The sequence below is a fragment of the Pseudoclavibacter helvolus genome (assembly GCF_014191305.1).
Lineage (GTDB): Bacteria > Actinomycetota > Actinomycetes > Actinomycetales > Microbacteriaceae > Pseudoclavibacter > Pseudoclavibacter helvolus.
Window position 1 is genome coordinate 1,347,857 of the sequence record NZ_JACHWJ010000001.1, and the last position, 19,766, is coordinate 1,367,622.

At 68.1% G+C, this 19,766-nt stretch carries 19 protein-coding genes; 5 read left to right on the forward strand and 14 right to left on the reverse strand.

Features of this window, described 5'->3' with window-relative positions; all coding sequences use genetic code 11:
• Positions 1 to 80: 80 nt before the first annotated feature.
• The 4 genes from FHX72_RS06390 to FHX72_RS06405 all read right to left on the reverse strand — a co-directional run bounded on the left by FHX72_RS06390 (position 81) and on the right by FHX72_RS06405 (position 4,831).
• Entirely contained in the window at positions 81 to 833 is a 753-nt protein-coding gene (locus FHX72_RS06390) for a MerR family transcriptional regulator (protein ID WP_183623715.1), read from the reverse strand.
• Positions 834 to 937: 104 nt separating this feature from the next.
• Complete coding sequence (locus FHX72_RS06395; protein WP_183623717.1) at positions 938 to 2,287, reverse strand: M20/M25/M40 family metallo-hydrolase; 1,350 nt, start codon at positions 2,285 to 2,287, stop codon at positions 938 to 940.
• 143 nt (positions 2,288 to 2,430) lie between these two features.
• Entirely contained in the window at positions 2,431 to 3,771 is a 1,341-nt protein-coding gene (locus FHX72_RS06400; RefSeq protein WP_183623719.1) for an LLM class flavin-dependent oxidoreductase, read from the reverse strand.
• Positions 3,772 to 3,790: 19 nt separating this feature from the next.
• Positions 3,791 to 4,831, reverse strand: a complete 1,041-nt coding sequence (locus FHX72_RS06405) for an LLM class flavin-dependent oxidoreductase (RefSeq protein WP_183623721.1) — start codon at positions 4,829 to 4,831, stop codon at positions 3,791 to 3,793.
• Between the two features lie 258 nt (positions 4,832 to 5,089).
• Here FHX72_RS06405 and FHX72_RS06410 point away from each other — a divergent pair, with 258 nt between their 5' ends.
• Positions 5,090 to 5,497: a GNAT family N-acetyltransferase gene (locus FHX72_RS06410; protein WP_068478658.1), complete on the forward strand. Its 408-nt coding sequence runs from the start codon at positions 5,090 to 5,092 to the stop codon at positions 5,495 to 5,497.
• A 78-nt stretch (positions 5,498 to 5,575) separates the two neighbouring features.
• On the opposite strand, the gene FHX72_RS06415 is transcribed toward FHX72_RS06410, so the two are convergent.
• From FHX72_RS06415 to rsmI, 7 genes are all read right to left on the reverse strand, one after another.
• Complete coding sequence (locus FHX72_RS06415; RefSeq protein ID WP_183623723.1) at positions 5,576 to 6,172, reverse strand: DUF1349 domain-containing protein; 597 nt, start codon at positions 6,170 to 6,172, stop codon at positions 5,576 to 5,578.
• A 35-nt stretch (positions 6,173 to 6,207) separates the two neighbouring features.
• Positions 6,208 to 7,527: a hypothetical protein gene (locus FHX72_RS06420; protein WP_183623725.1), complete on the reverse strand. Its 1,320-nt coding sequence runs from the start codon at positions 7,525 to 7,527 to the stop codon at positions 6,208 to 6,210.
• Positions 7,528 to 8,070: 543 nt separating this feature from the next.
• Positions 8,071 to 8,535, reverse strand: coding sequence for a hypothetical protein (locus FHX72_RS06425; protein ID WP_183623727.1), 465 nt, complete (start codon positions 8,533 to 8,535; stop codon positions 8,071 to 8,073).
• 159 nt (positions 8,536 to 8,694) lie between these two features.
• On the reverse strand, positions 8,695 to 9,546 hold the full coding sequence (rsmA, locus tag FHX72_RS06430) for a 16S rRNA (adenine(1518)-N(6)/adenine(1519)-N(6))-dimethyltransferase RsmA (protein ID WP_068478683.1): 852 nt from the start codon (positions 9,544 to 9,546) through the stop codon (positions 8,695 to 8,697).
• Positions 9,543 to 10,517 carry a TatD family hydrolase gene (locus FHX72_RS06435; RefSeq protein WP_221186833.1) on the reverse strand — a complete coding sequence of 325 codons (975 nt, stop codon included), beginning with the start codon at positions 10,515 to 10,517 and terminating at the stop codon, positions 9,543 to 9,545. The genes rsmA and FHX72_RS06435 overlap by 4 nt, the downstream gene beginning before the upstream one ends.
• Positions 10,514 to 12,082 carry a methionine--tRNA ligase gene (metG, locus tag FHX72_RS06440; protein ID WP_068478686.1) on the reverse strand — a complete coding sequence of 523 codons (1,569 nt, stop codon included), beginning with the start codon at positions 12,080 to 12,082 and terminating at the stop codon, positions 10,514 to 10,516. The genes FHX72_RS06435 and metG overlap by 4 nt, the downstream gene beginning before the upstream one ends.
• Before the next feature lie 69 nt (positions 12,083 to 12,151).
• The gene (rsmI, locus tag FHX72_RS06445) at positions 12,152 to 12,964 is read right to left on the reverse strand and encodes a 16S rRNA (cytidine(1402)-2'-O)-methyltransferase (RefSeq protein ID WP_068478689.1); all 813 of its coding nucleotides are present in this window, start codon (positions 12,962 to 12,964) and stop codon (positions 12,152 to 12,154) included.
• Positions 12,965 to 13,033: 69 nt separating this feature from the next.
• Here rsmI and FHX72_RS06450 point away from each other — a divergent pair, with 69 nt between their 5' ends.
• Complete coding sequence (locus FHX72_RS06450) at positions 13,034 to 14,866, forward strand: dolichyl-phosphate-mannose--protein mannosyltransferase (RefSeq protein WP_338110059.1); 1,833 nt, start codon at positions 13,034 to 13,036, stop codon at positions 14,864 to 14,866.
• Between the two features lie 16 nt (positions 14,867 to 14,882).
• On the opposite strand, the gene FHX72_RS06455 is transcribed toward FHX72_RS06450, so the two are convergent.
• Positions 14,883 to 15,812 (reverse strand): hypothetical protein, encoded by a 930-nt coding sequence (locus FHX72_RS06455; protein WP_183623731.1) that lies wholly within the window; start codon positions 15,810 to 15,812, stop codon positions 14,883 to 14,885.
• 135 nt (positions 15,813 to 15,947) lie between these two features.
• Between FHX72_RS06455 and FHX72_RS06460 the strand changes: the two genes are divergently transcribed.
• The gene (locus FHX72_RS06460; protein ID WP_183623733.1) at positions 15,948 to 16,604 is read left to right on the forward strand and encodes a CatB-related O-acetyltransferase; all 657 of its coding nucleotides are present in this window, start codon (positions 15,948 to 15,950) and stop codon (positions 16,602 to 16,604) included.
• Between the two features lie 125 nt (positions 16,605 to 16,729).
• Here the strand turns inward: FHX72_RS06460 and FHX72_RS06465 are convergent, their stop codons facing one another.
• Complete coding sequence (locus FHX72_RS06465) at positions 16,730 to 16,918, reverse strand: hypothetical protein (RefSeq protein ID WP_068494489.1); 189 nt, start codon at positions 16,916 to 16,918, stop codon at positions 16,730 to 16,732.
• 160 nt (positions 16,919 to 17,078) lie between these two features.
• On the opposite strand from FHX72_RS06465, the gene FHX72_RS06470 reads away from it, so the two are divergent.
• Both FHX72_RS06470 and FHX72_RS06475 read left to right on the forward strand, forming a co-directional pair.
• On the forward strand, positions 17,079 to 17,885 hold the full coding sequence (locus FHX72_RS06470; RefSeq protein WP_068478701.1) for a phosphotransferase: 807 nt from the start codon (positions 17,079 to 17,081) through the stop codon (positions 17,883 to 17,885).
• A 33-nt stretch (positions 17,886 to 17,918) separates the two neighbouring features.
• Positions 17,919 to 18,911 (forward strand): MerR family DNA-binding transcriptional regulator, encoded by a 993-nt coding sequence (locus tag FHX72_RS06475; RefSeq protein ID WP_183623735.1) that lies wholly within the window; start codon positions 17,919 to 17,921, stop codon positions 18,909 to 18,911.
• On the opposite strand, the gene FHX72_RS06480 is transcribed toward FHX72_RS06475, so the two are convergent.
• Positions 18,850 to 19,692: an aldo/keto reductase gene (locus FHX72_RS06480; protein ID WP_183623737.1), complete on the reverse strand. Its 843-nt coding sequence runs from the start codon at positions 19,690 to 19,692 to the stop codon at positions 18,850 to 18,852. The two genes, FHX72_RS06475 and FHX72_RS06480, sit on opposite strands and share 62 nt — an antisense overlap.
• Positions 19,693 to 19,766: the final 74 nt, after the last annotated feature.

Here is a 19,766-nt window from a genome sequence, read left to right on the forward strand (position 1 = left end):
AGCTCGCGAGTTGCGCCAAAGGGTCGCCATTCGCGGCGAATGGCGACCCTTTGCGGCAACTCGAAGGGCTGGCACTCGCCCTACGCGAGGTTGCGCTCGGCGTAGATGCGCATCGCGTCGCGCACGAACTCGGCGCCCGTGGCGTGGACGCGCGTGTAGTTCTGCCCGAACCGCTCGTCGGTGACGTACATCTCGCCGAGGTTCGTGAACAGCTCGGCCGTCGGAGCCTTGCCCTGCCAGCTATCGCCGAGCCAGGCGTACTGGCGCGCGGCCGCTGCCTGCGCCTCGTCGCTGCCCGGGCCGAGGCCGGCCGACTGAGCCGCACTGAACGCATCCTGGATGCGTGTCTGCTCCTCCAGGAACCTCTGCTTGCCCTCCTCAGCGAGGCCGCGCCACCACTTGTCCCCGTCGGCGTACGCCTTGGCGCCCCAGCGCTCCTCCACCTCGTCCTTGTACTGCGTGTGGTCAAACCCTTCGAACATCTGCTCAGGCATGAGCTTCTCCTTCCCTTGGAGCGCGGCGAGTGTCGCGCGCACCGATCCGATCTGCGTCGTGATGCGGCTGCGTTCGTCGTTCAGCCATCCGAGGTGCGTCTCGAGGGCGGCGACGTCGTCGCTTCGCCCGGCAAGCGCATCAGCGATGGCAGTGAGGCCGACGCCGAGCTCCCGGAGGAGCAGAATGCGCTGCAGCCGCACCAGCGCGGCCTCGTCGTAGTAGCGATAGCCGTTCGTGCCCGTGCTGCTCGGCAGCAGCAGGCCGATGCTCTCGTAGTGCCGCAGCGTGCGTGAGGTCACGCCAGACTGCTTCGCCACCTCACCGATCGACCATTCCATGACCGCATCCTCTCCCAGATCGTGCAAGCGGCTCCCCCGATCTTCGGGAGAAGCCAACCGCTCGAAAACGACTGTAGAAGTTGACGCAACGTCAAGGTCAAGCGTCACACTGAGAGGAAGTTCCTGACGACGTGGTCGAGGCCGCGAACCGTGAGGTCGATCGACTCGAGGTCGAGGCGCTCGTTCGCGGAGTGGAAGCGGTTGCGCGCGACGGAGAAGGTCAGCCCCGGGCTGAGGATGCCGAAGCCGAACGCGTTGGCGCCGTGCAGGCGGTAGAAGCGGGCGTCAGAGCCGCCGACGCCGAGGATCGGCGCTGGCCTGGCCCCTGGCACGAACTCGGCAAGCGTCTCCTCGATCTGCGCGTACAGGCGAGTTGTTGTGGCCGACTCGTTGGCCGGCGAGAACCACTCGCCTTCGACGCTCACGAGGCCGGGGAACTCGGCGACGACCGACGCGAGGTGCGCCTCGACGTCTTCTGCGGTGACGCCGGGCAGCACGCGGATGTCGAGGGAGATCGAACCGCTGTCGGGGATGACGTTGACCTTCGAGCCCGCCTCGACGATCGTGACGGCGACCGTCGTGTGGGTCCAGGCGTGCACGAATGGGGCGAGCTCGCCGAGCTCAGGATGTGCGCTGAGCTCGTCGATCGCGTCGTCGATCGTCTGCGGGTCGGCGAGGCGTGTGCTGAGCTCGGCGGGCAGCTCGAGCGCGGTAAGCGTCTCGAGCCACTGCCCGCTGATGCGGGGCTTCGGGGCGCCGGCCTGCAGTCGATCGATGACCTTGGCCAGCGTGACGGCCGCGTTCGACCGCCCCCATGGTGCGGAGGCGTGCGCCGCGTCGCCGCGCACGACGATCCGACGCGGAGCCGCGCCCTTCTCGCCGACGCCCACCGTGATGGCGGTGCTGCCGACTCCGCCGAGTCGCGCGCCGCCCCACTCGGTGAGCACGTTGTCCGCGGCAACCGTCGCCCAGTCGTTCTCGGAGAACCAACCGACGCCGGCTCGGCTCCCCTGCTCCTCGTCGGCAACCGCCGCGAACACCAGATCACCGGTTGGCGCGAATCCGCTCGTCGCGAGCCGCCTGAAGATGACCGCGTACGAAGCGGTGAGGAAGAGCATGTCGACGGCGCCTCGGCCCCAGACTTCGCAGTCGATCAGCTCGCCGGAGTGCGGCGGATGCACCCAGTCGGCTGCCTTCACGGGCACGACATCCGTGTGCCCGACGAGCGCCAGCGATTCCGCCTGCGGGTCAGTGCCCACGAGGCGCGCCACGACCGAGACGCGTCCGGGGAACGGCTCGACGCGAGTCAGCTCGACGCCGCTGCCCTCGAAGAACTCTTCGAGCACTGCCGCCGCGCGCCACTCGTTGCCCGAGTCGAGTGCACCGTCGTTGACGGTCTCGGCGCGGATGAGCTGCTGCAGGAGGGCTACTGTCTCGTCGCGAAGCGAAGTCATCCCACCATCTTGAGTGAAAGGTGGCGGAGCCACGTGCCTTGGCGTTGCACGGGGTCACGTGGCCGCCGGGCGCGACGCCGCAAGCGGCGCGCTCTCCCATTCCCCGGCCGATGGCGCGCCGGCCGGCGCTCTGGGGAGGAGCCTCAGGCGCCCGCGGGCACCAGATCCTCGACGAGGGCATGCAGGCCGAGGTTCTCGCGCAGCGTCGTCCCCGGGTACTCGATGCGGTACGAGCCACGTTCCTGCAGCGCCGGGATGAGCAAGTCGACGATGTCGTCGAGACCGGACGGCACAAGGTACGGCGTCAGGTTGATGCCGGTGACAGCCCCGCTGCGTGCCAGGTCGGTGAGCGTGTCAGCGACTTCGTCGACGCCGCCGACGAACCCGCGCTGCGAAGACAGGTGGATGACGAAGTCGCGGATCGACAGGCCGAGCGCCTCGGACTTCTCACGCCACTGCTGCGCGAGCTCGAGCGCCTTCGCGTTCTGAAACGCGGTGCCACGCGTGCCGTCGGTGACGGCGACCACCGGGTCCTCGGTGGGCAGCGGGCCGTCGGGGTCAAGGTGCGAGAGGTCCTTGCCCCAGAACTGCTCGAGATAGCGCAGCGACGTCGTGGGCGAGATCTGGTGCTCGCGCACCCAGCGCGCCTTCTCCTCGGCCTCCTTCGGCGTTGCGCCGACGACGATAGTCGCGCCGGGGAAGAACGCAAGCTCGTCCCGCGCGCGACCGAACTTCGTGAGGCGCTCGCGGAGATCGGCGGCAAACGCCGTGGCGCCTTCCAGCTCGGGATGCGCGGAGAAGATGACGTCAGCGTGCTCGGCCCCGAAGTCGCGGCCCTGGCTCGAGTCGCCGGCCTGGAACAGGACGGGCCTCGACTGCGGGCTCTGAGGGAGGACTCGGTCTGAGACGAAGCGGATGAACTCGCCGTCGAAGTCGACGCCGCCCCGGTTCGCCCACAGCTCCTTGGCGGCACGCACGAACTCGGCCGCGCGGTCGTAGCGGTGCTCGTGCGCGAGGTGGCCGCCACGGCGGAAGTTCGCACCCGTCCACGCGTTGTCGGTCGTGACGATGTTCCACGCCGCGCGCCCCTCGCTGAGGAGGTCGAGGCTCGCAAGGCGGTACGCGAGGTCGGCCGGCTCGTTGTAGGTCGTGTTCTGCGTCGCGACGAGGCCGATCTTCTCGGTGATGGGGGCAAGCGCGGCAAGCTGCGTGATGCCGTCCGGTCGCCCGGCCACGTCGTTGTCGTGGATCTTGCCGAGGTGCTCGCGCAGGCGAAGCCCCTCGCCGAGGAAGAACGCCGAGAAGAGGCCGCGCTCAGCCGTCTGCGCGATGCGGCGGAACGACTCGAACTCGGTCTGAGAGCCGCTCTGCTCGCTCGACCAGATGGTGGTCGAGTTCACCCCCTGGAAGAAGACGCCGAACTGGATCTGGCCTGCGCCCGAAGCGTTCGAAGGCCGGGTCTCGCCTGTGCTGTGCTGTGTCATCGTGCTGGTCCTTCGCGAGTCAGAGCGCCTGGGCGGCGTAGCGGTTGGCAGGGTGCGCGAGCCCAAGAGCATCCCTCAGATGTTCGCCGGCCCTGGGCGAGGTGAAGACGCCGGCGCGGCGCAGCGCGGGAAGCACGGCGCGGCCCAGCTCCTGGACGTCAACGTCGAAGTCGACCGGGAGCAGCCGCACGCCGTTCGCGAACGATGCGACCTCCGTGATCAGCTCCACGAGCCCCGCGGCGTCGCCCGAGTAGCGGATGCGCCCCGCCACGTCGGCGTCGGTCGCCCGGTTCCCGAGACGGTCGGCCGCGGCACGTCCGCGCGAGTCGAGCGAAACCTCGACCTCCACGATCGTTCTGGCGATGCCCTGGTTGTCGGCCTGCCCCGCCGCGGCGCTCGCCTCGAGGATCGTGCGCTCGCGGATGAGCGCCACGTCGATGAGTTCGGGCGCGGCCGAGCCGTACGCGGCGAAGGTCGGGAGCAGGCCCTGATGCGGACGCGGGATGATCGAGGGCCCCTTCACACTGAAGCGTGAACCCTCGAAGTCGGCGTAGTGCAGCCTGTCGCGGTCGAGGTAGCGGCCCGTCTCGACGTCGCGGATGACGGCGTCGTCCTCCCACGAGTCCCAGAGGCGGCCAAGCACCTCGATGGTGTCGTCCAGTTCCGTGCGGCGCGCCTCCGGCCCGTCGAGCGGGGCGCGATCGAAGGCGGCGGCTTCCGCTTCGCTGCCGTCGACCTCGCCGATCCAGCCTGTGCGGCCGTGCGACGCGTAGTCGAGCGTCGCGAGCTGCGTCGCGAGGTGGAAGGGCTCGACTGCCGAGACGCGCACGAGGGGCACGAGTCCGGTCGCTCCCGACAGCGGGGCGGCGAACGCGGCCTGCGTGATCGCATCCAGTCGCGGTGCATCCGCATCGAGGGCGGCGAAGCCGGCATCCTCGAACGTCGCGATCGTCACGCCGAAGCGCTCGAGGGCGGAGATGGCTGCGCGGATGCGCGTCGGGCTGACGCCTTCGCTGCCCGCTTCGACGGCGATGGCAAACGGCGGGTTCTCGTGAGTCATGCCTTGCAGAATACGAACCGCGCGTCAGTGTGTGACGGCTGGCGCTTCACCTGCCGCCCCCGGAGGACTTCTGACGCAACACTGGATGCGCGCCCCGCGAAGTGAGGCGTACGGTACCCACCACGAGCACAAGCCCGCCCCACCGAGGAGCGGACCGCACTACCCCGACCGTGGAAGGAGCATGAAGATGACACACACGACTACAGGCCTGAACTTCATGTGCCAGCAGCGCGTCGAGACGGGCAGGCTGGCGCCGCAATGAGCCTCGGGCTGCACACGTCGATCGGCAACGCCGTCCGTGTGACCACCACCCGAGCGGGCGCCAACCGCGTGGAGTTCCACGCCATCCCCTTCGACGGCACTCGCGTCGTTGCGACGGCTGTGCTCTCCGGCGATCTCGACGGCGTCGGTGCTGAGCTTGTCTTCGACGAGCTCTGGGTTGCACCAGAGCTGCGTGGCAACGGCATCGGCACCCGCGTCACGCGGGCCGCCATCACGTGGGCCGACTTGCACCTCGCGGCCGGCATCGACACGTACGTCGCCGAGGAGAACGTCGCCATGCAGCGCCTCCTCGAGCAGCTCGGCTTCGAGCGCCGCCCGGAGCTCGAGCACGGCGAGGAGACCTGGACGCAGATCTTCGCGCTCTCGCTGGAGCTCGCGGGCTAGAGCTCGCCGGCTAGCGGCGCTAGCGGCGCGGCGTAACGGGCCGGTCCGCGGCGCGGGCGCGGGCGCGGGCGCGGCACCTCACTCGTGGAGCGAAGCGTCTGCGGGGGTGGACCGCCAGGCGAGGAAGCGCACGACGAGGCCGCTGCGGGATGGCGCACAGCAGAACGGGCCGGCCTGCACGGGCGCGTCAGCGGCCAGCGGCGCGACCCGCACGAGTCTCCAGGGCTCCGCATCCACTCGAGCGCGGATGGTGACCGCGTTTCCGCTCCGGCTCGCCCGCACCGTGACGCGGCGCCCACGCCAACTCGTAACCGGTGCAAGCGACCAGTCCGACTCGCCCCTGGTCACGACCGCGCCGAGCTGGTCCTCACCGTCGCTGAGCTCGACACCCGCCTTGATCCAGTTCGTCTCATCCGTTCTGACGAAGAGGCCCGCCTGATCGAACTGCTCGCTGAAGTCCGCGAGGAACTCGACCTCGACGGCCGACTCTTGCTCGAGGGGACGCAGCAGCGCGTGCTCGGTGTCGTGGACGAACCCGTACGACGTCGTGCGCCAGGCATCGCTGCCCTCGGTGGCCGTGACGAGGAGATCGCCGTCGACGACGTCTGCCGACACGGGCTCGTTGGTCCAGCGCCCGTCGCTCCAGGGCACGTTCGTGACGTTCTGCGTGTTCATGCCTGTCATCCAAGCAGTCCGCGCGGGGTCCGCGCTCAGCTAACTGGCTCGAGCGGCTGCACTGGGCCCGCCTCGGAACGACCGATCACCACGAGCGCCGGCCTGGTGACCTTGCTGCCGTCCGCGTTCTCCCACGTGAGCCCGAGCTCGCCGCGCCCAACGACTCCGCTCGACCCGTCTCGCCTCGTTGTGCCGCCGGAGGCCACGACCTCGAACCCGGTGATGTCGCGAGACCCGGCCACCGCGAGCACGTCAACCGCGTCGTCACGCAGCCAGCGCGCCGCGATGACGGGCAGCTGCGGCGCACCGTTGACGGGGCTCGCGACCGGCCCAGCACCAAGCAGTGTCGGATCGTCGTCTCCACGGGTCGCCACGACCGTCGCCCAGAGGACCCCGGACCCGCGCCCCTGGCTCTCGAGGTGCGCCACCTCGACAAGCGAGAGCGGTGCACCGCTCGGTAACTGCAGCTCGTCGAGGATCGACGCGCGCAGTCGGAACCCGTGGCCCTCGTCGCGCGCCGTGATGATGCCTCGCGACAGTGCGGCGAACCTGGGATTCCCCCGCAGGGAGTCGGTGAGCGCCGCCCAGTCCCGGCTCGCGTCTTCCGTCTGCAGCAGCGTGAGTCCCGAACTGGGGTGCACGTAGGCGAACCCTTCGCGCACGTCGTCCGCCGGGCCACCCGCGTCGGGAATCCGCAGCAGCGACCTCGATGCCAAGAGCAAGAGGCCGTCGGCGGTGCCGGACTCACCCAGGACGGGCGCCGACTCCGCTGAGAACGTGGCCGTGTCGAGCGACGCGCCCGGCCGCATCCGCTCGTTGAAGAGCAACACACCCTTCGCGACCGTGAAGCCGCGCTCGTACCGGCTCCTGGCGATGGATGCGGTGCCGAGCATCGAGAAGGCCGTCTCGTCGCCGCTGCCAGTGCCGTCGAGTGGCCGGACAAGGGCAGCGACCGCGTTGTCGGAGCGGAGGATCAGCAGTTCCGCCGAGAACGCGGACCTGAGGGCAGAGGTCTCGAGCTTCGTCGCATCCACATTCCCGGCCCACAGGAGCTCCATGACCTGGCCCCTCGGAAGCTCGAAGTCGCCGCCCTCAACAGCCTCGCGCCAGTGCTCGGCGGCGGCGACGAGGGGCCGCTGATCGTCGAGGTCGGCGCCTGGGCCGCGAGTCGGGTAGCCGGGCAGCGTCGACTCGCCCACGAAGGCCACGTCCGTCGAGTCGGGCTCACCCGCGAACCCGAGCACGATCCACCCGGCGACGAGGGCGAGGACCGCCACTATCGCGGTGATCGTGATGGTGCGCGCCCGGCGCGACGGCTGCTGAACGTCGGCGTCGGTGGCCCGTGACTCGTCCATGACTCTTCCTTGCCAAGCTCCGGGGCACCGACTTCGTTGTGGTGCCTGGCCCGTAGTCTGCCCGAGTCAGATCAAGTCGGCCCGAACCAGCCCGAATTTGCCCGAATCTTTCCGCCGACGCGGTGGCTTGGCCGAGCATGAGCTGGTGCGGGTCTGTCTTGGAGACCCGAAACGGCAGGACCTTGCCCGGCTGCCAGTTCGCTTTCGCGCCGGCCGCGATGAGCGTCTCGTAGCGGGTGCGATATGGCGGGCGCCCGTCGGCCTCGATCTCGAGTTCCACCGAGTAGACGGGAACGCCCTGCACTTCGCGGAATGTACGTTCGAGGCTCAGGACGGTGCCAGCGACCGCGTCCATGCTCGCGTACATATTCATGTTCTCGAACGGATTCGCCCCCGCCGCTCCGTGAGTGCCGTCGAGCGTGCCGGCCGAGTACGCCTCGGCGAGATCGGCCGATTGCCGCAGGTTCTCGGCGTAGTCGGTGCGCGCCGTCGACTGCAGGCCAGCTTTCATGAGGCGCCCGATGTCGCCGAAGACGCCCACGGTCAGCTCGTGAAGGCGATGTTCTGCGCGTCTGCCGGGTCGACCGTCACACCGTGCGCGGTGCCAACTGCGTAGTTCGCGAGGAACTGGGGCGCGACCATCTCGCGCTTCGACACGATGTAGGGGCTCGCCCCGATCAGCGTCACCTCGACGTCGAGCTGGAACCAGGGGTTGCCTGCCACTCGTTCGCCAGTGTCGACGGCGCCCACGATGACGGCTGGGCCCGTCCGCCCGATGGCGATGATGCGATTCAGCTCCTGCCCGTAGGCGGTGAGCACATCACGGTCGGCGTAGGCCTGCCCGCTGAATTCGCCCACGTTGGCCGAGGTCACGGGGGCGCCGTCGCTGTAGCCGGCGTCCTTGAGGTGCTGGCTTGCGAACTGCTGCGCCGCGACCGCCTGAGCGGCCCAATCGTCGTTGCTCTTGCCGCCTCCGAATGCGCTCTTGGCGCGATCGAAAATTCCCATGTGCCGACCCCCAGGTATCCCCCCGCTCACCTCCGTTGTTGGTCGGATGCTGCGACCCTACCTCCCGGAATGGGGTCTGATCTAGGGCACTGACCGGGCAGAACTGCCCTGCCGCGCGGCTCTGCGGACCCTGCACGGCCTGACCGTCACGACGGCGAATTAGGCCTCCGGGCTCCAGGCCTCGGCGAGGCGCACGTAGTCGTCGATCCCGACCGTCTCGCCACGCGAGGTGGGGTCGATCCCGGACGCCTCCAGCACGAGCGAGGTCGCGGCGGCGTTCTCGCCGAGCAGCGGTGAGAGCGCCTGGCGCAACATCTTTCGGCGCTGCCCGAAGGCGGCGTCGACGATGCGGAACACCTTGCGGCGCAGCTCCTCCGAGCCGCGACGCATGTCACGTTCCGTGTACGAGATGAGGATCGAGTCGACGTTTGGCACCGGCCAGAAGACCTTGCGTCCCACGAGGCCCGCGCTCGACCAGGTTCCATACCAGGCCGCCTTGACACTCGGCGAGCCGTACACCTTCGAACCGGGGCCGGCGACGATGCGCTCCCCCACCTCGGCCTGCACCATGACAACCCCACGCTCGAGCGAAGGGAGCCGCTCGAGGAGGTGGAGGAGCACCGGCACCGACACGTTGTACGGCAGGTTCGCGACGAGCGCGACCGGCTCGCCTGGCACATCCTGCACCTGGAGCGCGTCGGAGACGATCACGTCGAGCTGCGCGCCAGGCGCGTGCTCGGCAACCGTCTGCGGCAGGCGAGCCGCGAGACGTTCGTCGATCTCGATGGCCGTGACACTCGCGCCCGTCTCGAGGAGGCCAAGCGTGAGCGAACCGAGGCCAGGCCCCACCTCGAGGATGTGCTCACCCTGCTTGACCTTCGCCGTCTGCACGATGCGCCGCACCGTGCCGGGGTCGTGCACGAAGTTCTGGCCGAGCTTCTTCGTGGGGGTCACTTCGAGCTCTGCGGCAAGCTCGCGGATCTCGTTGGCGCCAAGCAGGCTCGCGCTCATGCGGTCGCTCCTTCGATCGATGCCGGCTTCGCCGCCAGGTCCCAGCTGCCGTAGACAGCTTCGGTGTTCGCGCCGACCTGCGCGCTCAGCTCATCAATGGGCAGGCCGAGGTGCTCGGCCATCGCGCGCAGGGTGACCGGGATGAGGTAGGGCGCGTTCGGGCGCCCGCGGAACGGCACCGGGGTGAGGAACGGGGCATCCGTCTCGACCAGGATGCGCTCGATCGGTGTGGCCGACAGCGCCTCCCGCAGGGACGCGGCGTTCTTGAACGTGACCGTTCCGGCGAACGAGAGGTACCAGCCCGCGTCGGCCGCGATGCGGGCCATGTCGGCGTCGCCGGAGAAGCAGTGGAAGACGGTCCGCTCCGGTGCCCCGACCCGCTTGAGGGTCGAGATGACGTCGTCGTGCGCATCCCTGTCGTGGATCTGCATGGCGATGCCGTGCTTCTTCGCGAGCTCGATGTGCCGCTCGAACGCCTCGACCTGCAACCGCTGGTCGGCGGGCTCCGGCGTTCGGAAGTAATCGAGTCCAGTCTCACCGATGGCCCGCACGCGTGGCTCGGCCGCGAGGCGGTCGATCTCCGCGATCGCGTCCTCGAGCGTGCCTGCCGCAGCGAGCTCTGGCACGACGTTCGGGTGCAACGCGACGGCCGCGAGCACCCGCTCGTGCGTCGCGGCGATGCGCGCCGACCACTGGCTCGAGGGCACGTCGTTGCCGACCTGCACAACGCCCTTCACACCGGCGGCCACCGCGGCAGCGAGGTGCTCCTCGAGCGAGAGCCGCTCGTCCTCCTCGCCGTCCTCGATCTCGAGGTGCGTGTGGTTGTCGTAGCAGGGCACATCCAGTGCCTCCGGATACGGCGGGTACGCGAGGATGCGCGTGTGCCCGGACTCGCTCTTCGCCGAGCGGCGGCGCAGCTTCTCGCCGTCGCCGTGCTGCGCCTCGCCCTGCTGAGAACCTGGCACCGTCAGCGCTGGACTTCCTGCTCGATGCGCGGGAACAGCGGCGGGAGCTCGCTGAGCGGTCGCGACCCGACCAGCTTGTAGGCGTCGTCGATGCGCGTCGTGGCGAGATCGCCATCTCCGCCGATCGCGAACCACAGCTTCTCGGCCGCGATCGGGATGAACGGGTTGAGGAGCACGGCAAGGTGGCCAAGCGCGCGGGTCGTGACCTCGAGAACTGCGGAGAGACGCGCGCGCCCCTCGTCGCCCTGCTTCGAGAGCGCCCACGGCTCCTGCTCCGTGATGTAGCCGTTGAGCGCATCCACGAGCCGCCAGATGTGCGCAAGCGCGCCGTCAATATTGAACGCGAGCATCGCCTCATCGGCCTTGGCCGCGACCTCGGTCGCGAGGTCGATGATGGCCTGCTCGGAGTCGAGCAGCGTCGACTGCTCCGGCACGACCCCGTCGAAGTACTTGTTAACCATGGCGATGACGCGCGAAGCGAGGTTGCCGAAGCCGTTTGCGAGCTCGGCCTGGTACCGGGCCGACAGGTCCTCCCACGAGAACGAGCCGTCCTGGCCGAAGTGGATGGCGCGCAGGAAGTAGTAGCGGAACGCGTCGGACCCGAAAACGTCGGTGATCTCGGTCGGCTCGATGCCCGTGAGCTTCGACTTCGACATCTTCTCGCCGCCGACGAGCAGCCAGCCGTGCGCGAAGATGCCAGCCGGCACCTGGAGGCCGGCCGCCATGAGCATGGCCGGCCAGATGACGGCGTGGAAGCGGAGGATGTCCTTGCCGACGACGTGGTGCGCCGGCCAGAACTTCTCCAGCTCGGAGTCGTCGTCGCCGTAGCCGATGGCCGTGATGTAGTTGAGCAGCGCGTCGAACCACACGTAGACCACGTGCGACTCGTCCCACGGCACCTTCACGCCCCAGTCGAACGTGGTGCGGGAGATAGAGAGGTCGCGGAGTCCCGAACGCACAAACGAGATGACCTCGTTGCGGGCCGACGACGGCTGGATGAACTCGGGGTTCTCCTCGTAGAGCGCAAGCAGGCGGTCCTGGAACTCGCTGAGCTTGAAGAAGTAATTCTGCTCCTGCAGCAGTTCGAGCGGCTTCGAGTGGATGGCGCAGACCTTCTCGCCCTCGTACTGCCCAGTGCCGGCGACGATCTCCGACTCCGGCTTGAACTCCTCGCAGCCAACGCAGTAGAGCGCCTCGAACTCGGCGTCGTAGATGAAGCCGGCGTCGTTGAGCTTCTGCAGGAAGCGCTGCACGCGAGTCTCGTGCCGCTCGTCCGTCGTGCGGATGAAGTCGTCGTTCGAGATGTTGAGGGTCTCGAGCATGGGCTTCCACGCCTCGTTGACCAGCTTGTCGGCCCACGCCTGCGGCGTCACGTTGTTGGCGAGCGCCGACCGCATGATCTTCTGGCCGTGCTCGTCGGTGCCGGTGAGCAGCCACGTGGTGTCGCCGCGCTGACGGTGCCACCTGGCAAGCGCGTCGACAGCGACCTCCGTGTACGCGTGACCGATGTGAGGAACGTCGTTGACGTAGAAGATCGGTGTCGTGATGTAGAACGATTCGCCGGAAGCCATGGGGATCATCCTATTGTCGGCTGGGGACTGTTACGACGCGAGGTGCGCCGGGCAGCAACCCCGGGACCACTATTTCGCGAGATGCCCCTGGTAGAGGTCTCGCTTGCTCATGCCAGTCGTGGAGGCGACCTGAGCGGCCGCCTCTTTCAGACGCATCCCGCTCGCCACGAGCTCAGCGACCATCGCCTGCGCCCCGGCCTCGTCGACCACAGCGGGGGCAGCCCCCTCGACGACGATCACGATCTCGCCCCGCACGCCCTCCTCCGCCCACGGCACGAGCTCCGCCGCGGTGCCCCGTTTGACCTCTTCGTAGAGCTTCGTCAGCTCGCGGCAGACCGCGATGCGGCGGTCAGCATCCCAGATCTCGGCCATGTCGGCGAGCGTCCGGGCCAGGCGGTGCGGCGACTCGAACAGCACGACCGTGCGCGGCTCGTTCGCGAGCGAGCGCAGGAACGTCTCGCGCTCCCCCGCCTTGCGGGGCAGGAAGCCGTCGAACGTGAAGCGGTCGGTAGGCAGGCCCGAGATCGCAAGCGCTGTGATGACGGCGCTCGGGCCGGGCACGCTCGTGACCGTCACCCCTTCCTTCGCCGCGAGCGCGACGATCGGGTAGCCGGGGTCCGAGATGCCCGGCATTCCGGCGTCGCTCACGAGCACAACGTCGGAGTCGCGCGCCTGCTCGACGATCGTCTTGGCGAGCTCGTCCTCGTTGTGCTCGTGCAGGGCCACGAGGCGTGGCCGATTCTCGACTCCGAGCATCCCGAGCAGCTTCGCCGTCGAGCGGGTGTCCTCGCACGCCACGAGGGTGGCGTTCTTGAACGTGTCGATGAGACGCGCCGAAGCGTCGCCGAGGTTCCCGATAGGGGTGCCCGCGAGGATGATCATGGCTGCGATCCTCCCACGCTGCTCGGCTCCTCCGACGCGTCTGGCACCTCGCCCCCTACGATTGCTTGGGTGAGCGAGCAAGCAGAGACCGGAACACCTGACGAGGCGGCGAAGTCACCCGCGACGACGGCCTCTGCGACGGCTCAAGTCGCTGCTCCGGCTGACGGCGATGCTGACAGTTCGGGTGCGGCTAGCGGCTCGGCTGCGGCTGACGGCTCGGCTGCGCCAGTGCCTGCGGCTACTGCGGTAGCTCCGAAAGTGTCCGTAGCGCGCGGCTCGGTCTTCGACGACCTGTGGGCCCGCGTGACGAGCACGCTCCGGCTGCGCGTGCGCACCGAGTGGATCCTCCTCGGTGTTGTCACCCTGCTCGCCGCCGTCCTGCGATTCTGGAACCTCGGCGGCGCCCACTTCCTCATCTTCGACGAGACCTTCTACGTGAAGGATGCGTGGACGCTCCTCAACCTGGGCTACGAGGCCGAATGGCCCGACAACCCGAACGACGCCTTCAACGCGGGTGACCCAAACGGGTACACGACTGACCCGTCGTACGTCGTACATCCGCCCCTCGGGAAGTACATCATCGGGCTCGGGATGCTCGTCTTCGGCGCCGACAACCCCTTCGGCTGGCGGTTCGGCGTGGCCCTCGTCGGCACCCTCGCCGTGCCGCTGCTCTGGGTGGTCGCGAAGAAGCTCTTCCGCTCGCCGGTGCTCGCGACGATCGGGGCCGGGATGCTCGCCATCGACGGGCACGCGATCGTCATGTCGCGGGTCGGGATCCTCGACGGCATCCTCATGTTCTTCGTGCTGCTCGCGTTCCTCTTCGTGCTGCTCGACCGCGAGGACCAGCAGAAGAAACTGCGCACGAAGATCATGGCGTGGCGCAAGGAGGAGGGGCTCGAAGGCGAGCCGATTCCGACGAAGGCCACGACCACGTCTCGCACGCCCGACGTGAAGCCAGTCGGGCCCGACTGGGGGCCGCGCCTCTGGTGGCGCCCCTGGCTCATGGCGGCCGCCGTCACCCTCGGCGCCGCGTCGGCCGTCAAGTGGTCCGGCCTCTACTTCCTCGCCGCGTTCTGCGTGTACACGCTTGTTGTCGACATGATCGAGCGGAAGCGCCTCGGCGTGACGTTCTGGGGCTCCGCCGCGATCCTCATGCAGGGCCCGGTCTCGTTCATCCTGACCGTGCCGCTCGCCGCCCTCACCTACCTCGCGACGTGGACCCGCTGGCTCGCGACGACCGGCGGCTTCTATCGCGACTGGGCCGAGCAGGCCGGCAACGCCTGGACGGGACTGCTGTCGTGGGTGCCGCTCCCCCTGCAGAGCCTCTGGCACTACCAGGTCGAGGCGTACAACTTCCACCGCGGCCTGAGCGCCGAGCACCCGTACCAGTCTGGGCCGCAGGAGTGGCCGTTCCTCATCCGTCCCACCGCGTTCAGCTACGTCTACTCGGAGGCTGGCGACGGCTCATCCTGCGACGTCGGGCAGTGCGTCGAGGCGATCACGTCGATCTCGAACCCGATCATCTTCTGGTTCGGCACGGTGTCGATCTTGTTCCTCATCATCATGTGCTTCCTGCGCCCGAAGTGGCAGTACTTCGCGATCCTCGTCGGCTACGGCGCCGGCTACTTCCCGTGGCTCGCGTACCTCGAACGCCAGGCCGTTTTCCACTTCTACGCGATCGCGTTCCTGCCGTTCATGATCCTCGCGTCACTCGTGGTCATCCAGACCATCGCGGGCGACCGCCAGACCCCGCAGGCGTCCCGAACGATCGGCGTCTCCGCCGTCGGCGTGCTGCTCGTCGTCATGGCGCTCGTGTCAGTGCTCTTCTGGCCAGTGTGGACCGGCCAGATGATCTCCACCTCGTACTGGTCGCTCACGCACTGGCTGCCCAGCTGGCGGTAGGTGGCGGGCAGGCTCATCACCTCCGAGAGAACAACCGTTCGAAGAAGGTGGGGTTCGGAGCCGGCCTACTGCCAGAGACCTTGCGCATCCGCGCCTGGAGCTCCGGAGCGCTGACCACCGCGAGGGTTGAGATCCGCGCCGATCCGAGGCCCCAGCGCGACCAGTACTTGCTGTGAGCAGTCACCGCCATGGTCTGGCCGAGCGCGTTGAGCTCACAGAGTTCGCGCCAGCGAGCAAGGTTGAGGAGCGCGATCTCAGCGGCTCTCGTCTCGTTCACGCGCGTGATCCCTCGGTCTCCCGCACGGCGGCGTGCTGAGGTCGAGGCTGCGACGCCACCCGGAGCAAGGTGGATGCCCGCAAGTTCGTCGAGCAACCCGTCGAAGACAACCTCAAGATCAGCCCCAACCCCGGGGGCGCTCTTCAGCAGGCGATCCTCCTCGGCTCTCCACTCGTTGAGCACCGCACCTGAGCAGAGGGGGCACAACCGTTCGGGCACGGTCCGGCTCGAGGCGTAGCCGCATTGGCAATACTTGGCGCCGTTGCCAAGGGTGTCGTCGAGCGAGATGAAGCCGTTCGACTCCCCCGCCTCCGCTTCTTCGAGAGCATCGAGCAGTAGGAGCGCGCCTGGTACTCCGACGGCGGCGGCACGGCCGACGTAGCTGCCGGACACCCGAGTTATCTTCGCTGTCCACAGGGCGAGCTCCTCGGCGCTGAAGAGCCCACTGGCTTCCTTCACGTACTCGTCGAGGCTCCGCCCGATGACGGCTTCGAGCTCGATATCGAGTTGCTCGAGAGCCGTCTCGCCTGACTCGGCGTCGTAGCGGGCGTTCAGGGCGATCACCGCAGCGCGACCCCTCGCCGCGACCGCCTCGTGCACGGCCGCAGCGCGCGAATTCCGCTGCAGCAGGTGCTCCTCTGTGCCGAGTATCTCGGTGCTCGTGATCATGGGGTCCTCGCAGGCGTTCGGGCACCGGAAGGTCCGGTGCACTCGCCTCAAGTGTGCACGCTGCGGCCACACGGATCGCTCCTGCGCGACGCCAACTGAGATGTGCGCGAGGAACTCGAGATTTACACTGAGCCGGTGAACGAGCCCGCCCTTCCCCCCCCCGACCCCAGCACGCTGCATCCGATCGAGGGGCAAGAACGGGTCGTCTTACTCAAGCCCTTGATCACCAGCCCGCTCGTCAGCGTCGGCGACTTCACCTACTACGACGATCCTGACGATGCGACGGCGTTCGAGACCCGCAACGTGCTGCACCACTACGGGCCAGACCGCCTCATCATCGGAAAGTTCTGCGCGATCGCGGCCGGCGTGAAGTTCATCATGAACGGCGCGAACCACCGCAGGTCGGGTCCGTCGACCTACCCGTTCCCGATCATGGGCGGCTCGTGGGCGCAGCACTTCGACCTCGTCACCGACTTGCCGAGCCGCGGCAACACCGTCGTCGGCAACGACGTGTGGATCGGCGGTGACGTGACGATCATGCCGGGGGTGCACATCGGCCACGGCGCGATCATCTCGACCTCCTCCGTCGTCACGAAAGACGTGCCCGACTACGGAATCGTCGCCGGCAACCCGGCCACGCTCATCCGCCGCCGCTTCGACGACGCCGACATCGAGGCGCTACTCGACGTCGCCTGGTGGGACTGGCCGATCGAGACGATCACTGAGCACCTGCGCGTCATCGCCGACGGTTCAGTGGGCGAACTCGCGGCTATCGCCGGCCGACCGACCTAGCCGCCTTTCCGCTCACGTACGGCTTGCGCCATGACGGCTCACGGGTACGCGACGTACAGGCGATACATGCCCGCGAAGGTCCCGCTCGTGTCCTGCTCGCACGCGTTCGGCCCGATGTAGACGTTTCAGCCCGTGCCAATCGAGCCTCCGACGACAGCTCCCCACTTCGTCAGGCACTCGGCCTGCGTCGGAAAGGCGTAGTAGGCGGACCCCGCGGCGTTGGCGGGAGTTGCCGAGAAGAGGGCACCGGCCAACACTCCAACCGCAGCGAGTCCGCTGAGCCCAGCAAATTTGCGAGTCTTTGAATTCGTCATCGTGCGAGGCTAGGAGGCTTCCTTGGGCGAGCCATCCGAGGTCCTTCCGCATCCTGTGAGTGCGCGAGTTCGAGAGCGCCCCGAGATCGAGTCGATGCGCGCGAGCCCATCGCGCGTCTGCCTCCAGACGCCTCACTTGGCGCACGGCTAACCTCGTGAGATGGACGACGCTGAGCATCTTGATGGCGGCAACGTCGGTGGTGAGGTCGTCCGTGTCGGGGACACGGTGCGGAAGCGGTGGAGCGCATCGACGGCGGGCGTCGTCGAGTTCGTGACCTTCCTCCGAAAAGCGGGTGTGGATGCGCCGACGCCCCTGGGCCGTGACGAGTCTGGCCGGCAGGTGCAGGAGTTCATCCCAGGCACCCTCGCGATTGATGCCCCTGCGCTTTCCCTGACGGCCCTGCACCGGGTCGGTTCGCTGGTACGCGCAATCCACGAGGCGAGCTCAGGCTTCGAGCCGAGGCCACAGGCAAGCTGGGAGACGGCGATCGAGGCGCCAGGGGCCGAGCTGATGTGTCACAACGACTTGGCACCGTGGAACCTCATCATGGGTGACCGTTGGGTGTTCATCGACTGGGACGCCGCAGCTCCCAGCACCCGGCTGTGGGACACAGCCTACGCGGCCCAAGCCTTCACGCTCAACGACACGGAGAAACCGCCAGAGGTCGCCGCCCTCGAGCTCGCCGCATTCGTCGACGGCTACGGCGCGGATCCCGAAATGCGCAGGCACCTACCTTCTGCGATGGCCGAGCGGGCCAGCGCCATGCACGACCTGCTGCGCACCTCGGGCCTGACGGGGCACGAACCCTGGGCGTCGATGTTCCACGATGGGCACGGCGCGCACTGGGAGGCTGCCGCGCGGTACGTCAGGACGAACCGCGCCGTCTGGGCGACCGCCTTGGCAGAACGCCGGCCCACGAGCCCAGCCTCGTCGAGCCGCCCACGCGGCAGCAACATCCCGAGTTGACCTGGCCCCAGGGGCATGACTCAGGGTGGATGCATGACCAATTCAGCACACTCAGGACTGACCGCCGGGGAGTTCCGCGCACTGACAGGTCTCTCCCCCAAGGCCCTGCGCGTCTACGCGCAGCGGGGCCTCCTCACGCCGGCCGATGTCGACCCGGCGTCCGGCTACCGCACGTTCTCCCACGACCAGCTGCGTGCCGGGCTTCGCCTGGACTTCCTCCGCCGCGCGCACGTTCCCCTTGCGGAGATCGACGACGCTGGCTCGTTCTCCGTCGCCGACTGGCGCGAGAAGCTCGCCCTTCGCCGCAGCATGGAAGACTTCTACCTCGACATCGCCGAGCACGTCGCAACACGAGATGTGGCGGACTTCGTGACGGAATACGTCGACGTTCCCGAGACCCACTGGGTGGCGATCAGCGTCGACCTCGGCTCGCCCGCGGACCCCGAGGACATTGTGCAGACGTTCAGCGACCTCGCCGTCGTCACGCCGGAGCTCGACCGTAGGCTCCTCGACGTACTCGAGCAGGCCAGCATCGCCGTCGAGGACGAGGCGTGGACTATGGCCGCGGGCGGAGAGACCGACACGCGGATGCTCTTCGCCCACCGGATTGCGGCGCCCCTCTCGGTGCGGCAGTTGCGAAGCTTGCAGGAGGAGATCTCGAAACTGGCCAGCGGTGGCGGGCAACTTGCCTCTGGAACCCTGCCGAGACGCACGGAGCTGACCTTCGCGGGATCCGCCAACGCGGACGATCTCGTCGCCGAGACCGGTGACGCCTACCTGCAGGTGGTCGCCTTCGCCCAGCACGCGACAGAGCATGGCCTGACGCCGCTGCACTCGCTCCCCCGCCGCCGCGTCGCAACGCGCTCGATCTTCGGAGGCGAGCCGACCGACGTCTTCGACATCGCAAGTGAAGCGGCCGGTGCCCCCTGTGGGAGCACCGGCCGTTCTCAGCGACTGCGGGGAGCTAGTTCACTTCGTTGGGGTGCGCCGAGACGCGTCCCTCTTCGCCACGCTCAAGCGCCGTGATGGCGTCGAACTCGGCACCGGACAGCTCGAAGTCGAAGACCTGGGCGTTCTCGATCATGCGCTCACGCGATGTGGTCTTCGGGAAGACGATGTTGCCCTTCTGGATGTGCCAGCGGATGACAACCTGCGCGGGTGTCTTGCCGTGTGCATCCGCGGCCGCCGTGACGGGCTCGAGCTCGAAGAGCGGGTACTTGGCCTGGCCAAGCGGCCCCCACGCCTCGGTCTTGATGTCCTCGGCACGCAGGTAGGCGTCGAGTTCGGGCTGCTGCAGCGCCGGGTGCTGCTCGATCTGGTTGACGACAGGCTTCACGCCCGTGGCCGAGATGATGTCGCGCAGGTGCGACTCGAAGAAGTTGCACACACCGATCGACGTCGTGAGGCCAGCCTGCTGCAGTTCGACAAGCGCCTCCCAGCTCTCGACGTACTTGTTCTGCTTCGGCGTCGGCCAGTGGATGAGGTACAGGTCCGCCTTCTCGAGGCCGAGGCGCTCGAGGCTCGCGTCGATCGCGGCGCGAGGCGTGTCGCGACCCTGCTCGTCGTTCCACAGCTTCGTGGTGACGTAGAGCTCGTCGCGCGGGATGCCCGACTTCGCGATCGCGCGGCCCACACCCTCCTCGTTGCCGTAGATCTTGGCGGTGTCGATGTGGCGGTAACCGACCTCGAGCGCGTCGGAGACGATGCGCTCGGTCTCTGCCGGGTCGACCTTGAAGACACCGAAGCCGAGTTGGGGGATGCTGGTGCCGTCGTTGAGGGAAACGTTGGGGATCTGCAATGCGGTCATCCCACAGTTTTACCAAGCGTGTGCAACTAAAGCGAACTCCCACACCACGCTGGAAGCGAACGATGGCGAACCGG

Excerpts from the sequence above, each read along its gene's own strand:
- FHX72_RS06390 (WP_183623715.1), bottom strand. The coding sequence starts at position 833 with ATGGAATGGTCGATCGGTGAGGTGGCGAAGCAGTCTGGCGTGACCTCA.
- FHX72_RS06395 (WP_183623717.1), bottom strand. The coding sequence starts at position 2,287 with ATGACTTCGCTTCGCGACGAGACAGTAGCCCTCCTGCAGCAGCTCATC.
- FHX72_RS06400 (WP_183623719.1), bottom strand. The coding sequence starts at position 3,771 with ATGACACAGCACAGCACAGGCGAGACCCGGCCTTCGAACGCTTCGGGC.
- FHX72_RS06405 (WP_183623721.1), bottom strand. The coding sequence starts at position 4,831 with ATGACTCACGAGAACCCGCCGTTTGCCATCGCCGTCGAAGCGGGCAGC.
- FHX72_RS06410 (WP_068478658.1), top strand. The coding sequence starts at position 5,090 with ATGAGCCTCGGGCTGCACACGTCGATCGGCAACGCCGTCCGTGTGACC.
- FHX72_RS06415 (WP_183623723.1), bottom strand. The coding sequence starts at position 6,172 with ATGAACACGCAGAACGTCACGAACGTGCCCTGGAGCGACGGGCGCTGG.
- FHX72_RS06420 (WP_183623725.1), bottom strand. The coding sequence starts at position 7,527 with ATGGACGAGTCACGGGCCACCGACGCCGACGTTCAGCAGCCGTCGCGC.
- FHX72_RS06425 (WP_183623727.1), bottom strand. The coding sequence starts at position 8,535 with ATGGGAATTTTCGATCGCGCCAAGAGCGCATTCGGAGGCGGCAAGAGC.
- rsmA (WP_068478683.1), bottom strand. The coding sequence starts at position 9,546 with ATGAGCGCGAGCCTGCTTGGCGCCAACGAGATCCGCGAGCTTGCCGCA.
- metG (WP_068478686.1), bottom strand. The coding sequence starts at position 12,082 with ATGGCTTCCGGCGAATCGTTCTACATCACGACACCGATCTTCTACGTC.
- rsmI (WP_068478689.1), bottom strand. The coding sequence starts at position 12,964 with ATGATCATCCTCGCGGGCACCCCTATCGGGAACCTCGGCGACGCTTCG.
- FHX72_RS06455 (WP_183623731.1), bottom strand. The coding sequence starts at position 15,812 with ATGATCACGAGCACCGAGATACTCGGCACAGAGGAGCACCTGCTGCAG.
- FHX72_RS06465 (WP_068494489.1), bottom strand. The coding sequence starts at position 16,918 with ATGACGAATTCAAAGACTCGCAAATTTGCTGGGCTCAGCGGACTCGCT.
- FHX72_RS06470 (WP_068478701.1), top strand. The coding sequence starts at position 17,079 with ATGGACGACGCTGAGCATCTTGATGGCGGCAACGTCGGTGGTGAGGTC.
- FHX72_RS06475 (WP_183623735.1), top strand. The coding sequence starts at position 17,919 with ATGACCAATTCAGCACACTCAGGACTGACCGCCGGGGAGTTCCGCGCA.
- FHX72_RS06480 (WP_183623737.1), bottom strand. The coding sequence starts at position 19,692 with ATGACCGCATTGCAGATCCCCAACGTTTCCCTCAACGACGGCACCAGC.